Annotated in this window: 14 protein-coding genes; all 14 read left to right on the plus strand. The window is 52.6% G+C overall.

Going from position 1 to position 14,224, the window contains the following annotated elements; translation table 11 throughout:
• Window positions 1-145: 145 nt before the first annotated feature.
• Window positions 146-376, plus strand: a complete 231-nt coding sequence (locus tag ACI0CA_RS00350; RefSeq protein ID WP_008728422.1) for a helix-turn-helix domain-containing protein — start codon at window positions 146-148, stop codon at window positions 374-376.
• An 84-nt stretch (window positions 377-460) separates the two neighbouring features.
• Window positions 461-1,678, plus strand: coding sequence for a tyrosine-type recombinase/integrase (locus ACI0CA_RS00355; RefSeq protein ID WP_055224659.1), 1,218 nt, complete (start codon window positions 461-463; stop codon window positions 1,676-1,678).
• 148 nt (window positions 1,679-1,826) lie between these two features.
• Window positions 1,827-3,038, plus strand: coding sequence for a tyrosine-type recombinase/integrase (locus ACI0CA_RS00360; protein WP_116704864.1), 1,212 nt, complete (start codon window positions 1,827-1,829; stop codon window positions 3,036-3,038).
• 590 nt (window positions 3,039-3,628) lie between these two features.
• Window positions 3,629-3,793 (plus strand): hypothetical protein, encoded by a 165-nt coding sequence (locus ACI0CA_RS00365; protein ID WP_015535538.1) that lies wholly within the window; start codon window positions 3,629-3,631, stop codon window positions 3,791-3,793.
• Window positions 3,794-3,938: 145 nt separating this feature from the next.
• Window positions 3,939-4,787 (plus strand): ParA family protein, encoded by an 849-nt coding sequence (locus ACI0CA_RS00370; RefSeq protein ID WP_105204999.1) that lies wholly within the window; start codon window positions 3,939-3,941, stop codon window positions 4,785-4,787.
• Window positions 4,741-5,712: a ParB/RepB/Spo0J family partition protein gene (locus ACI0CA_RS00375; protein WP_015535536.1), complete on the plus strand. Its 972-nt coding sequence runs from the start codon at window positions 4,741-4,743 to the stop codon at window positions 5,710-5,712. The genes ACI0CA_RS00370 and ACI0CA_RS00375 overlap by 47 nt, the downstream gene beginning before the upstream one ends.
• Window positions 5,713-5,995: 283 nt before the next feature.
• Window positions 5,996-10,225, plus strand: coding sequence for a SpaA isopeptide-forming pilin-related protein (locus tag ACI0CA_RS00380; protein WP_446806639.1), 4,230 nt, complete (start codon window positions 5,996-5,998; stop codon window positions 10,223-10,225).
• 189 nt (window positions 10,226-10,414) lie between these two features.
• Window positions 10,415-10,657 (plus strand): hypothetical protein, encoded by a 243-nt coding sequence (locus ACI0CA_RS00385; RefSeq protein WP_015535533.1) that lies wholly within the window; start codon window positions 10,415-10,417, stop codon window positions 10,655-10,657.
• On the plus strand, window positions 10,650-10,889 hold the full coding sequence (locus ACI0CA_RS00390; RefSeq protein ID WP_015535532.1) for a hypothetical protein: 240 nt from the start codon (window positions 10,650-10,652) through the stop codon (window positions 10,887-10,889). Before ACI0CA_RS00385 ends, ACI0CA_RS00390 begins: the two co-directional genes overlap by 8 nt.
• Window positions 10,889-11,512 carry a hypothetical protein gene (locus ACI0CA_RS00395; RefSeq protein ID WP_015535531.1) on the plus strand — a complete coding sequence of 208 codons (624 nt, stop codon included), beginning with the start codon at window positions 10,889-10,891 and terminating at the stop codon, window positions 11,510-11,512. The genes ACI0CA_RS00390 and ACI0CA_RS00395 overlap by 1 nt, the downstream gene beginning before the upstream one ends.
• The gene (locus ACI0CA_RS00400; RefSeq protein WP_015535530.1) at window positions 11,509-12,147 is read left to right on the plus strand and encodes a DUF7007 domain-containing protein; all 639 of its coding nucleotides are present in this window, start codon (window positions 11,509-11,511) and stop codon (window positions 12,145-12,147) included. The genes ACI0CA_RS00395 and ACI0CA_RS00400 overlap by 4 nt, the downstream gene beginning before the upstream one ends.
• Window positions 12,147-13,103: a hypothetical protein gene (locus tag ACI0CA_RS00405; RefSeq protein WP_015535529.1), complete on the plus strand. Its 957-nt coding sequence runs from the start codon at window positions 12,147-12,149 to the stop codon at window positions 13,101-13,103. Before ACI0CA_RS00400 ends, ACI0CA_RS00405 begins: the two co-directional genes overlap by 1 nt.
• A complete protein-coding gene (locus ACI0CA_RS00410; RefSeq protein ID WP_015535528.1) occupies window positions 13,100-13,645 on the plus strand; it encodes a hypothetical protein in 546 nt (181 codons plus the stop codon). The genes ACI0CA_RS00405 and ACI0CA_RS00410 overlap by 4 nt, the downstream gene beginning before the upstream one ends.
• A gap of 10 nt (window positions 13,646-13,655) precedes the next feature.
• On the plus strand, window positions 13,656-13,964 hold the full coding sequence (locus tag ACI0CA_RS00415; protein ID WP_015535527.1) for a hypothetical protein: 309 nt from the start codon (window positions 13,656-13,658) through the stop codon (window positions 13,962-13,964).
• Window positions 13,965-14,224: the final 260 nt, after the last annotated feature.

Below are 14,224 nucleotides of genomic sequence, written 5' to 3' on the forward strand. Positions count from 1 at the left end.
AAAGCTGAGAAATATAAATAGGAAGCGTTTGCCGCTTTCTGTTCAAAATCAGATACCATGCGCTGGTGGTTTCGGCTGCCAGCGTATTCATGTGATTTTGAACAAACACGATGACAAACTTGACGGATTGGAGGAAATATGCTTTATGGAAAAACTTATTACGCGAAAAGAAGCAGCAGAAATTTTGGGTATCAGCATTGCAACGCTGGACGCGGCCCGTAACAATGGTCTTATTTCTTATGTGCAATATGTGCAGAATGGCTGTGTGTACTTTACCTCAGCGGGCCTTCAGGAGTATATCGCAAAATGCACCCACAGAGCAAAGCCAGCAGAAAAGAACGCAACTTATCGTAAACCTCGCAGAGCTGGAGTGTGAGCCGGTCCGTATCCTTGTCGAAATCATAATGGTCTGATAAAACATAGATACAGCGCTGGAGTATATTCTTAGGAGGTGGAGGAATTGGCAAATAGGAAAATAATGCTTCCTCAATATGGCACAGTTATGAAAAGAGGTGTCCTATATTATAGGACCAGAATCAAAGACACGAATGGTAAGCTCGTAGCTATCTACGCAAAAACACCTGAAGAACTATACAACAAAGAAACGCTTGCGTTGGAACAGATTGAGAATGCCACTTTTCATCGGAAAACGCCCACAGTTGCAGAGTATTGTGAAAAGTGGCTGCTGATGCAGTCGGTTCATGTACGAGCTACTACTTTGACGGATTACACCTCAAAGGTCAGGCGGCATATTATAGCGGAATTGGGAGATAAACGGATGGGTGAGGTTAGCCTGGATGATATTCAGCTTGCCCTTGTTCCGGTTTCCAAGAAATCTGCATCGGTTTATAAATCTGTGGTAATCCTTTACAAATCTATCTTTCGCGCAGCGATGGAAAGCAGGATCATTGACCATAACCCGACGATTTATCTCACGACAAAAGGTGGCGGTGTTCCACAAGAGGATCGTCAGGCTTTGACAGATGAACAGGCAGCACGCCTTTTGGATGCTATCCGAGATTTGCCGCCTTATGTCTTTGTCATGATTGGTTTATATGCAGGGCTGCGCCGGGAAGAAATTCTTGCTCTGCAATGGGATTCAGTATATCTGGATACGGATACTCCATATCTGACGGTAAGGCGGGCATGGCACACAGAACACAACAGACCGGTAATCTCAGACGAATTGAAAACCAAGGCTGCGGAGAGAAATATCCCTCTTCCTGTTTGCTTGGCTGAGTGTTTGAAAGCAGCAAAGGAAACATCGACTTCGGAGTATGTGGTTTCAAACCGGGACGGCGAACCGCTGTCCTACACGCAGTTTAAGCGACTTTGGCAGTATATTGTTACGAGGACGGTCAAGGAGCGGAGCTATTATCGGTATGAAGATGGAAAAAGAGTAAAGCATACTGTCACACCTGTCTTGGGGGAAAAGGCTGCTCATAACGGAAAAGTGGTTTACAGTCTGGACTTTGAAGTAACACCCCATCAGCTGCGGCATACTTACATTACCAATCTCATTCATGCATCGGTAGATCCCAAAACGGTTCAATACCTGGCAGGCCATGAAAGCAGCAAGATTACCATGGACATTTATGCAAAGGTTAAGTACAACAGACCAGATGAGCTGGTCAGATCAATGAGTTGCGCGTTTGCAAGCTGGGACGCAGCACAGTAATAATAAAATAGGAAGTAAAGCAGGAGCGAGGCAAGGATGTCTCGCTCTTTGTTTTACCTCAGCCGTATCTTTGATTAAATCGAGGCTTTCTGATAAAAAGAGAGTGTAGATACGGAGACTACACATTATCAAGAAAGGACGATCAAAGATGGCAAAAAAGAAAACACAGATCCCGAAGTATGGGACCATTACATTGAAAGGAATCCAGTATTACAGAACCAGGATTACGGATGCAGATGGCAAAGAGTTGAGTTTGTATGCCGCTACTTGTGAAGAATTGTATGAGAAGCAGTTAGAGGCTCGGAAGCAGGTGGAAGAAATTATCTTTCACCGGCAGCACCCGACAGTAGCTGAGTATGGAGAGAAGTGGCTGCTGATGCAGTCGGCAAAGGTGTCTGCGTCTACACTCAGAGGTTATACGAGGGATATGACAAACTATATCATCAAACCTCTGGGAGAGATGTATATGGAAGAAGTGACTGCTGACGATATTCGGCTGGCTCTTGTTCCATTGTCAAAGAAATCGGAAGGCTTATACAATAAGGTCAATATGCTGCTCAAGTGCATTTTTTATGCGGCAGAGAGAAACCAAATTCTTGAACACAATCCCTGTGCGGGAATATCCGGTAAAGGCGGAAAACCGACAAAAAAGAAGGAGGCATTGACAGATCAGCAGGTAGCCGTGCTTCTGGATACAGTCAAGGGGCTTCCTCCATATTTGTTTATTATGCTCGGTTTGTATTCCGGTCTGCGTCGGGAAGAAATTCTTGCACTGCAATGGGATTGTGTGTTTCTGGACGAGGATACACCTTATCTATCGGTGAGGCGGGCATGGCGTACAGAGCATAACAGACCCGTGGTTTCTACGGTGCTAAAGACTCCGGCGGCAAAAAGGGATATTCCGATACCGAAGTGTTTGGTGGATTGTCTGAGAGAAACGAAAGAAAATTCCATATCAGATTATGTGATCGCTGACAGCAAAGGAGAGCCACTGGCTGCCTCGCAGTTCCAAAGAGTGTGGCAGTATGTCGTTGTCCGCTCCACTAAGCCCCGGAACTATTATAAGTATGTAAATGGGGAGAGTATCAAATATACGGTTACTCCAACGCTGGGTATGACCCAGAAGAATCAACCCCAAATTAAATATACGCTGGACTTTGATGTGACACCTCATCAGCTGCGGCACACTTACATCACCAATCTTCTCTATGCGGGCGTTGATCCAAAGACAGTACAATACCTTGCCGGACACGAAAATAGCAAAACAACTATGGACATCTATGCAAAAGTGAAGTATAATAAACCAGAGGAGTTGTTTGGGGTAGTAAATGGTGCGTTTCATCAGGCTATCGCTGAATGAAAAAAGGCCGTTTTTTATGGTCCGCACACCGGATAACTGAGAAGTAGAAAGCCGGAAAAGCCCGGAATATCAAGGAAAAACAGCTCAAAAACTCGCGCAGTACGGTCTCAAAGCAGCCCGTCGTGCGCCTCAGTTCTCCAAGAGATAACAGGCCCGACAAACCAATTCAAAAATGCTCAAAAAGCCCGGAACCATGCGGTTTTCCGGGCTTTTTCCTTTCCAAAAAGTCTGTTGTCCTTTGTCCGATTTTGGAAGGATTTGACCTTGCCTGACCCGGTTTTTCTTGATTAATAATGGGGCAACAGGCCCTTTTTGACCCCGTTATGATTAAAAAATGGGGCAACTGCGAGCCGAAATCGGGGTGTTTTAGAGGGCATTTTCCCCGTCATTTTTTCGATTCCATGACGGCCTTTGTGAACGGTTTTTCTTTTGAAGGGGATGTCCTGATTTGTCAGGATTTGACCAAACCGAATCCAGTTTATCTTGTCCTTCTGAGTTGCCGCTGCTGTGTTTCAAGTGGATGAACTCTCGCACATTTGCGGCGCAGTGTTCCTTCCATATATACTGAAAGCGTAAAGGAGGAACGCCCTATGAAAAAACGGAAATTCAAGATATACCTCACCCCCGCCGAAAACAGCATTGTGATCCAGAGCCTTAATCACCTGCGCAATACTATGCTCCGTGAAAACCGGGACACCGGCTGCCTGGATGAACTTCTGCTCAAAGCCATGTGCGCCCCGGTGAAGAAGATGTAAAATTACATATCGCTGCCAGATGAGCCGCTTATTCTTTTCAGAAAGAGTAAGCGGCTTTTTTCATGTCCATCTTTCGGATTTTCTCATACATAGCCGTCCGTCTTGCCAACGGGCGGCTAAATCTAAGAAGAAGGAGGACATGAAAATGCCGGAACAAAGAAGCCGCCCCAGGGATGGCCGCGTGATCGCGCTGGCCAACCAGAAAGGCGGCACAGGCAAAACCACCACGACGGTGAACCTGGGCATTGGTTTAGCCCGTCTGGGGAAAAAGGTACTGCTCATTGACGCAGACCCACAGGGCGACCTCACCACCTGCCTAGGCTGGCAAGACCAAGACAGCCTGCCCACCACCCTGGCCACCGTTATGGAAAAAGTGATCCGGGATGAGCCATTCACCACGGATGAGGGCATTTTGCACCACAGCGAGGGCGTAGACCTTATGCCCGCCAACATTGAGCTGTCCGCGCTGGAAATGAGCCTGGTCAACGCCATGAGCCGGGAGTTTACTTTGCGGACCTATGTCAATGAAGCCAAGAAGCACTATGACGTGGTTCTCATTGACTGTATGCCGTCCCTGGGTATGATTACGATCAACGCCCTGGCTGCGGCGGACAGCGTGATTATCCCGGTGCAGGCCCACTATCTCCCCGCCAAGGGCATGACCCAGCTTATGAAAACCATCAATAAGGTGAAACGGCAGATCAACCCGGCTCTGAAGGTGGACGGGGTGCTGCTCACTCTGGTGGATGGGCGCACAAACCTTGCCAGACAGACAGCAGATACACTGCGGCAGAGTTACGGGAGCGTGTTGAAAATTTATCGTTCCGAGATTCCCGTAGCCATCAAAGCCGCAGAAATCAGCGCCGCAGGCAAGAGTATTTACGCCTACGACAAGGGGAGCAAGGTGGCCCAGGCTTATGCGGATTTTTCAAAGGAGGTGCTGGCGGATGGCGAAAAGCAACGGGCTAAACTTCAATCTTCCCTCAGTCGATGACCTGTTTTCCACGGAGGAAGAGCGGGCTGAGGCACGGCTTGAAAAAGTTGTCAATCTTTCGCCCACGGAAATCAGCGACTTCCCGAACCACCCGTTTAAGGTGCGGATGGACGCAGCTATGCAGGAAATGACGGAAAGCGTGAAGCAGTACGGCGTATTGGTCCCTGCCCTGGTGCGCCCCAAACCGGAGGGCGGCTATGAAATGGTGGCCGGACACCGCAGGAAAAAGGCGGCGGATTTAGCGGGGCTTGCGAAAATCCCCTGTATTGTGCGGCAGCTCACCGATGATGAAGCCACGATTATCATGGTGGACTCCAACTTGCAGCGGGAGCAGATTCTGCCCTCGGAGAAGGCGTTTGCCTACAAAATGAAGCTGGACGCATTAAAACGACAGGGTCAGCGGACGGATTTAACTTCTTCTCCACTGGATAATAAGTTAAAAGGCGTTACAGCAGCCCAGCAGATCAGCAGGGATAGCGGAGATAGTCAACCTCAGATTTATAGGTATATCCGCCTTACCCACCTTATCCCGGAAATTCTGGAGCTGGTAGATAACTCAGTCCTTAAAGACCAGGAAATGCTCCAGATTGCCATGCGCCCTGCGGTGGAGCTGTCCTACCTGCGAAAAGAAGAACAGGCCGACTTGTTCGCTATCATGGACGAGATGGACTGCACCCCGTCCCACGCCCAAGCCATCAAAATGCGACAGATGTCCGAAGCCAAGACTGGAGGGGAACGGCTGGCCAAAGACGCCCTTGTTTCCATTATGAAGGAGGAAAAGCCCAATCAAAAAGAACAGTTCAAAATCCCAAAAGAAAAAATCAGCCGGTTTTTTGCGCCGGGGACGCCCACGCAGAAGATCGAGGACACCATTGTCAAGGCGCTGGAACTTTACCGCAAACGCCAGCGCAGTTTAGAGAGATAGCCCACTCACAAGGGGGAAGTGCGCCCATTTGCAGGGAAACGGCAGCTTGTGCCGGTTCCCCCTCTCCACACCTCACCCCTTCCAAACAACCTAAACAGCCTAAAAAAAGAAGATATTTGGGGAGCCTGGATGTATATAGAAAGCTCCGGCCTCTTTTCCACAGGCAGACATCGGGCTGCGAGGAAAACCGGGCGGGCCTCTCTTTTTTAGACAGTAACCAACACAAGCCGCAGCACATCGGAAACGGTGTGCTTTTTTGCGGCCATTTCAAGGAGGTAACACGATGAAAGCATTGAGAAAGCCCCTGTCCCTGTTCATGGCCATGCTCATGTGCCTGGGCATATTCGCAGGGACGGGAACCACAGCGTTTGCCGCAGGGGAAACCATGACGACGTATATGGTGGAGTTCCCCCGTGCCAGCGACCCCAACAAGGCAGGCTGGGGACATTCCGCTATGAATTTCTTGGGCGGATGGTCTACCGGCGAAAATAACGGTTTTACCATCCACACGCAGGATTCCTTTAACGGGAAAGTCATCTACTGTATCGAACCCGGCGTCAGCGTTCATTCCGGCGACCAGTTTACTGGCCGGGGCGAGGATTTCTGGGATGATTACCCGTCCGATCTGAACCCCACTATCCCACCGGACACCATCAAGGAATATATCGGGCGGATTATGACCTATGGATGGCAGGGCAACGCCAGCACCTCATGGATGACCGATGACCCGGAGGACGCCAGCAAGATGGCCGGGGCAATCGCCACCCAGCTTCTTGTCTGGGAAACCGTCGTAGGCGAGCGCGACAGCCAGTTTAACCATGTGGACGCCAACGCCCAGGGCAAGAACAATATCGCGGAATATACCAGCCCGGAGAATCCCCTTTACAGCGAGATCTTCAGCCAGTATTCCGCTATTGAGAGCGCGGTAAAACGCCATACCATGCTGCCCAGCTTTTTCAGCAGCACCGCAGACGCCGGGGCCTACGAGCTGAAATGGGACGGCCAGCAGTATTCCCTCACTCTCACGGATACCAACGGCGTGCTGGGAGATTACACCTTTACCAGCAATATTACCGGCCTGAACTTCTCTGTGGACGGAAACCAGCTCACCATCACTTCCAGCCAGGCCATCAAAGGCTCTGTAACGGTAAAAGCAGAAAAAATCTCCGCCCAGCGCAGCGGCGTAGTGGTATGGACGGATGGGATTATCGGCGGCGGCAAGCAGGACTTTGCCACCTACGGGGAAACCGTGTCCGATTATATGGTGGGCTATCTGAACCTGGAAGTAAAAACCGGCAATATGAAGCTGGTCAAGACTTCCGAGGATGGACAGGTAGCCGGGATCAGCTTCACCATTACCGGCGAAGGATACAGCGCCACCAAGACCACCAATGAGGCGGGCGAGATCGACATCTCCGACCTCAATCCCGGCGTTTATACCGTAACCGAGCAGTCGATTGACAAATACGAACCCCAGGAAAGCCAGCGCGTGACCATCGTCAGCGGCCAGACCGCCACCGTGACTTTTAGCAACGTGCTCAAACGCGGCAGCCTGGAAGTGACGAAAACCAGCGAGGACGGGCTGGTGGAGGGCATGACCTTCCATCTGTACGGCACATCCCTCTCCGGGCAGCCGGTGGATGAGTATGCGGTGACAGACGGAAACGGTGTGGCGCGCTTTGAAAACGTGCTCATCGGCACGGGCTATGTACTGGAGGAGGTGGATACCCCCATCCGTTATGTGGTGCCGGATTCCCAGACAGCCACCATCGAGTGGAATGAAGTGACCCACAAGAGCGTGAACAATGTCCTCAAAAAGTTCCGTGTCACTGTCACCAAGAGCGATGTGGAAACGGGCGCGCCCCAGGGCGACGGTTCTCTTGCCGGAGCAACCTATGGGTTGTATAAGGGAGATACACTCATCGACAGCTATACCACCGATGAGAACGGCCAGTTCACCACCGGATATTACGTCTGCGATTCGGACTGGACAATCCGTGAAATCAACCCCAGCGAGGGCTACCTGCTGGATTCCTCTATCCACAAGGTAGGCGCGGAACCGGAATTGTATGAGATTGAGCCGAACGACACCGCCAACGATGTGACGGAGCAGGTCATCAAGGGCGACATTGCCATAATCAAGCATACCGACGACGGGGAAACCCAGATCGAAACCCCGGAATCCGGCGCGGAATTCCAGGTGTTTTTGAAATCAGCCGGCAGCTATGAAAATGCCAAGGAATCTGAGCGCGATGTCCTCGTCTGCGATGAGAACGGCTTTGCACAGTCGAAGAAGCTGCCCTACGGCACCTATATCGTCCGTCAGACCAAGGGCTGGGAAGGCCGCGAGCTGATGGACGATTTTGAAGTGTATATCGCTCAGGACGGCCAGACCTACCGTTATCTCATCAACAACGCCAACTTTGAGAGCTTCATCAAGGTGGTCAAGGTGGACGCGGAAACCGGCGTCACCATCCCCTATGCGGGGGCCGGGTTCCAGATTTACCGTCCCGATGGCAGCAAGGTGGAAATGACCTTCACTTACCCGACGCCGACCACCATTGATACGTTCTACACCAATTCCGAGGGCTATCTGGTAACGCCTGAAAAGCTGGAATACGGCGCGGGATATTCCCTGGTTGAAGTACAGGCCCCCTACGGCTATGTGCTGGACAGCACCCCGGTTTACTTTGATGTGACCGAGGACAATTCCAGCGTGGAAGGCGGCGTGACGGTGATTGAAGTCACCAAGCCCAACATGGCCCAGAAAGGAATCATCAAAGTCAGCAAGACCGGCGAGGTATTTTCCTCTGTGACAGAAAACGAGGGCGTTTACCAGCCGGTGTATGAGGTGCAGGGCCTGCCCGGTGCGGTGTTTGAAATCACCGCCCTGGAGGACGTCTACACCCTGGACGGCACCCTGCGCTACTCTGCGGGCGAGGTAGTGGACACCATCACCACCGGCGAGGACGGGACAGCCCAGAGCCAGCCCCTCTACCTGGGCAAGTTCCAGGTGAAGGAAATCCAGTTCCCTCACGGCATGGTGGATACCGGCGAGAACGTCACCAACGTGGAGCTGGTGTACGCAGGCCAGGAGGTGGAAGTCACCGAAACCTCTGCCAGCTTCTACAACCAGCGCCAGAAAGCCCTTGTGACGCTTGACAAGGTGCTGGAGCAGGATGAAACCTTTGGCATTGGCATGAATGGCGAGATCTCCGCCGTGACCTTTGGCCTCTATGCCCAGGAGGACATCACCGCAGCAGACGGTTCCGTGATCCCGGCAGACGGGCTTCTGGAGATCGTTTCTGTGAATGAGAACGGCCAGGCCGTTTGCAGCACCGACCTGCCTTTCGGCAGCTTCTACCTGAAGGAGCTTTCCACTGACAGCCATTACCTGCTGAATGGCGAAACCTTCCCGTTCACCTTTGAGTACGGCGGGCCTTCTGTTGCCGTGGTAGAGATTTCCGCTAATGATGGCGAGGCTGTCACAAACGAGCTGATCCGCGGCGAAATCAAGGGCCTCAAAACCGATGAGAACGGCACGGGCCTGGGCGGGGCTGTAATCGGTCTGTTTAAGTCCGATGAAACCGAGTTTACCGCCGAAAACGCCCTTGCCACCACTACCTCAGCGGACGACGGCAGCTTTTCTTTCACCAATGTGCCTTACGGTGATTGGGTGCTGAAAGAACTGGAAAGCCCGGAAGGGTTCATCCTCTCCGATGAAGTGATTCCCGTTACTGTGGAGGAAGATGGACAGGTTGTAGAGATTTCCCTTGCCAATGAGCGTGTGTATGGTGATCTGCGGCTCACCAAGGTGGATAAGGATTATCCCGATAACAAATTGACGGGCGCTGAATTTGAAGTGTACCGCGATACCAACGGCAACAAAGAGCTGGACGAGGGTGACGAGCTGCTGGGCAAGCTGGAGGAAACCAGCACCGGCATTTACGAGATGTCCCACATCCTCTACGGCGGCGTGTTCGTAAGGGAAACCAAAGCGCCGGAGGGCTTCCTGCTGGATGAAAACGCCTATTATGTGGAGATCACCGAGAACGGCAAGATTTACGAGGTAGAGAACGAGGCCGGGATTGGTTTCACCAACATGGCCCAGACTGGCTCCCTGCGGATTGAAAAAACGTCCAGCGACGGCAAGGTGGAGGGCTTCTCCTTCCGCGTGACCGGGGCCAACGGCTACGACCAGACCTTCAAAACGGATAAAAACGGCGAAATCTTCATCGAGGGCCTGCGCGTAGGCGATTACACCGTGTCCGAGGTATCGGATGGGGCCAGCGCCAACTATGTGCTGCCTGCGGATAAAAAGGTGACGATTCTGGCGGATAAGACCACTGTGGCGCAAATGCACAATGAGCTGCGCGACACCCCGAAAACTGGTGACGACAGCAAGCCGTGGCTGTGGGCGGCCCTGATGGGCGTATCCGCTATGGGCGCTGCCGCCCTGGGCGTTGCGGCCTATGTGGGCAAGCGCAAAAAGGACAACCATACCGCAAAATAACGGCGGTTTGAATCTGTGTAAGGAGGAATGATTTTATGGAACTGAAAGCGATTATTGCCATTGCGCTGGTGGTATTCATCATCGGCGGCCTGATTTTCCTGAAAGTCAGAAGCCGGAAGAAGTAACCAGCCAGGGGCGGCCATGCGGGGCCGCCCCTTTTACATACCAAAAAAGAAAGGAGCTTTGCAGATGAGAGAACGATTTGAACAACGGCTGTTCCGCATCTTTGCCCAGGCTGGTTACTCCCCGGTGCAGCTTCTCACCATCACCCCGGAGGAGATGGTGGAGGTCCCCGGCATTACCGTTCCCAACATCCGGGCGGTGCTGTGCGTCCAGAACAAGGTGCTGGCAGACCGGAATAAAGTCCGCAGCGGCAGGCTGGTGGAGGAATTGCTGAAAGAAGCTGAAGAAAGCAGGTGTTGCCATGAATGAACTGCACCTGCTGGACATACTGGCGGCTCGGCATGGCTGTTTCATCTCCGACTTAAATCTTTCGCCTATCCTGCGGCGGGCGGCCCTTTTGGACCTGTGCAGGATGGATGAGAACAGCTACCCGCTGTCTCAATGGCAGGACACGGTGCGCTACCTTACCGGGGATGAACGGGATTTTGCCAGTGTAAAGGAAATCAAAGTATTTATTAAACAGGAATTGGAGGCAGAGTGATGAACGATGATTCCACAGAAAAACGCATGGCCGGTGATTATGAGATTATCCAGGCGGTGCAGATTGGCGACCGCGAGGTTGTCCTGGGGGAAAATCCGCAGGATGAAACCGGCATGAAGTATATGTGCGCCTTTTGTCGGCAAAACGCCTTATTTGCAGAATACAGCGAAGTGATGGCCAGTGATGATTTCCCGGAGATTGTGGAGCTGTTCGGCCAGCGGGTTGCCGAGCAAGCGCAGAAAACCCACATAGAACTCAATAAGCCCCGCATACAGGGCATAGACGACCGCCCCATTACAGCGGAGGGCTGCATCCCCATTTCCTATGAGGATGATCTGCACGGGAAAATCGTGGTGATAAAGCCGGAGGTGCTGCGCCGGGAATACCGCAGGGCCACTCGCCAGCTCAAGCTCTGTATGGGAGGCTTTGGGGCTTCCCCGCACAGCAGGGGGTCAGCCTGTTACTGCGTTGACCTTTATACTGGAAAAGAAAGCCGCTATGAGCGCATGGACGTGCTGGGAACGATACAGCCGGAGGACCTTCCCGGCTGGGCCAAGCATGGCCTTACTGCGATTCAGCAGGAACAGGCCAAAAAGAAAACCGCAAAGGAGCGTGAGCGATGATGGATTACAGAGAAAACGCCGGATATATCATTACGGATTCCTGTCATGTGGGCGACAGCGAATTTGTCTTGGGTGTTCATTTGACAGCGCCCCAGCAGTTTGTCACCTGGAAATGTAGTAACCGGACGGACTACGATTGGGGCCACTATTTCAGCGACCTGTTTTCCGCGCAGAAGGATTTGGTGGCGCGGGCGCAGGAGGAGGTGCAGTGCCTGGAGGAACAGCGGCAAAACACCATTGCGCCGGAGGCCCCGCCCTATTCCCCATGGGGCAAAGTCCAGGAGTGCGAAACGCTCTGCCCCGGCGTTTATTCCGTTTCTACCCCAGGGCATGGCGGCGTTATGGTGCGGCGGGAGCTGGCGGAAAAGGTATTCCGAAAAGAAGCGATGGGCTGCGGTTTTATAGCGAGCGGTTATCTTTGCTTTGAGGAAGATAATGACGCGCAGGTGGCTCTCCGGGAGCTGATGGATAAAAAGATGATCCAGGCTCCGGTGAACGGGCGCTTTGCCCCCGGTGCGTATGAGGCTGTTATCAATAGCAGCGTGCAAATTCACCACCCCGAATATTGGCAGGCAAGGGAAAAAGCCATATCGGAGCAAAAACGACAAGCGAAAAAGAAAGGACGTGAGCGATAATGGAACTGACAATTACCAGCATGACCCCGGCGGATCGCCTGTATGCGTACAACCAGAGCAGCCAGCTTGAAGGGCAAACCGGCTGTATCGGCCATCTGCGCGGGGATTTTGGCGCTGGAAAAGAGTTTTACACTTCCTGGTTCGACCATCGGAGGGAATACAAGACGGACGAGTTTAAGGCGGAGCTTGATGAGGTGGTCAACACTCTGCGGGAGAAGAATGGGCTGCTCTGTACCCGTGACAGCATGACCAGGTTTTGCTATCAGAACCCGGAGGCTGAGTTTGAGGGAAACTACTGCGCCGAGTATGGTTTTAAGGTGCAGACGCCGCAGCACACCTATATGCTCCGGTGCAATCCCAATTATGGAGACTACAACTTTTACCTCTACGCCTACGTTTCCCGATTCCTGGAACACCACATGGAAAAGGCCAAACAGGGTATCCGGTTTATCACGCCCGGCTACAAGGAGCTGTTCCGCATTCCCGACGGCGACCACATCCGCATTTTCACTGGCGGCGGAGAAACCCGCGACCGCACCTGCCGGGTCATCGACGAAACCCATTTTGAAACCAGCGGCGGGTATTCCAGCGCCCTGTATCATATCTGCGAATTTGCGGAGCGATTGGAGCAAACTCACGGGAGCGTGATCCCGCTGCGTTCTTCTCTGCCGGTGCAGTGTTTTAGTGTACTGCCCTCATCCGGGGAGCTGATTCTTCTGACCAGGGGCGAAAAAGGCTACAGCCCTTGCTATGATTTTTCAACTCCTGACGCTCAACAGAACCGAGAGTTTGCAGACGACCGCAATGTGAAGAATGGCGTTACCAAAGCACAGGAGGCCGCCATGCTTGCCGGCTCCATGCTTGGCTGGCAGACTCCCGCCGCCGATCCCAGAAACTATGACGAGCAGGGGCAGCCTATCAAGCCCAGGCAGAAAGACCGGGGTGAAGCCCGATGAAGGAGGAAAGACACGTTATCTGGAGCAATTATGGCCTGGACTATGAGGATTGGAGGGATGACCTGGAGGCGGACTACCCGGATTTATCCGAAGATGAGCGCATTTCCCTGATGTATGAGATCAATGGGGATTACCTGGATGATGAACGCGCCAACCTCAATGTGCAGCTCTCCCAACCGATTTTAGTCGTAGGCGACCTGGGCCTGTGGAATGGTCGGCGCATGGGATATAAGGAAATCCCCAGCGGCAATATCCGGGACTGCCTGTATTCCGATACGGATTATTCCACCTGGTATGTGGACCGGCTGGGTGATCTGCGGTGCGACGCCATCCACCATGATGGCACGAACTTTTATCTTTACCGCGTTTACAAGGACAGCGCCAGCCCTTCTCAAATTGAACTGCTGAAAGAAAAACTATATCGCGGCATTGCAACCCGCGCCGATATTACGAGAGTGACCCGCAGGCTGGGCGACGACATCGCCAAAGTCTACGGGTTTTCCATTCCCCGGCAGCGGCAGGCCGTCGCCATGGAAAGATGAGGTGATAAAAATGGCGTCTTTACCGCCCGTAAAACTGGATACGCATGAGGACTGGTTCAACTTGCTGATGACGGTTCTCCATCAGCAGGCGGAACAGAACCCCTATGAAGAATACCGGGAGATGGCTCAAAAGCTGATCGACCAGTTTATGCGCTATGGGAGGCCCTTTGTTGACAGTGACCATGCGCCCTGCGTGGCGCTTCGGATGTACCCGAAGGAGGCCGGAAATACCATCTGGCTGTTGCTGCTCTCCCTGTGCAATCAATATGACCCTGATAAGGATTACAGCGCAGAACTGAAAGCTGCGAAAAAAGAATAAGAAAAGGAGGGGCAACCGATGGCGATACGATATAAAGCCTTGACGGAGCTGTACCAGGAAACGCAGCGCAGCGTGACAGCTCCTGACCAGTGGCGGGCGTTTCTGGCTTCTGCCTGCCGCAACTACCGGCTTTCTTTCGATGAACAACTGCTTGTCTACGCCCAGCGCCCAGACGCCACCGCCGTCCTGGAGATCGAGCGATGGAACCGGCAATTTGGGCGCTGGGTAAACCGGGGCGCAAACGGCATTGCCGTTTTTGA

It is taken from the genome of Hominenteromicrobium mulieris (assembly GCF_046197855.1).
Taxonomy (GTDB): domain Bacteria; phylum Bacillota; class Clostridia; order Oscillospirales; family Acutalibacteraceae; genus Hominenteromicrobium; species Hominenteromicrobium mulieris.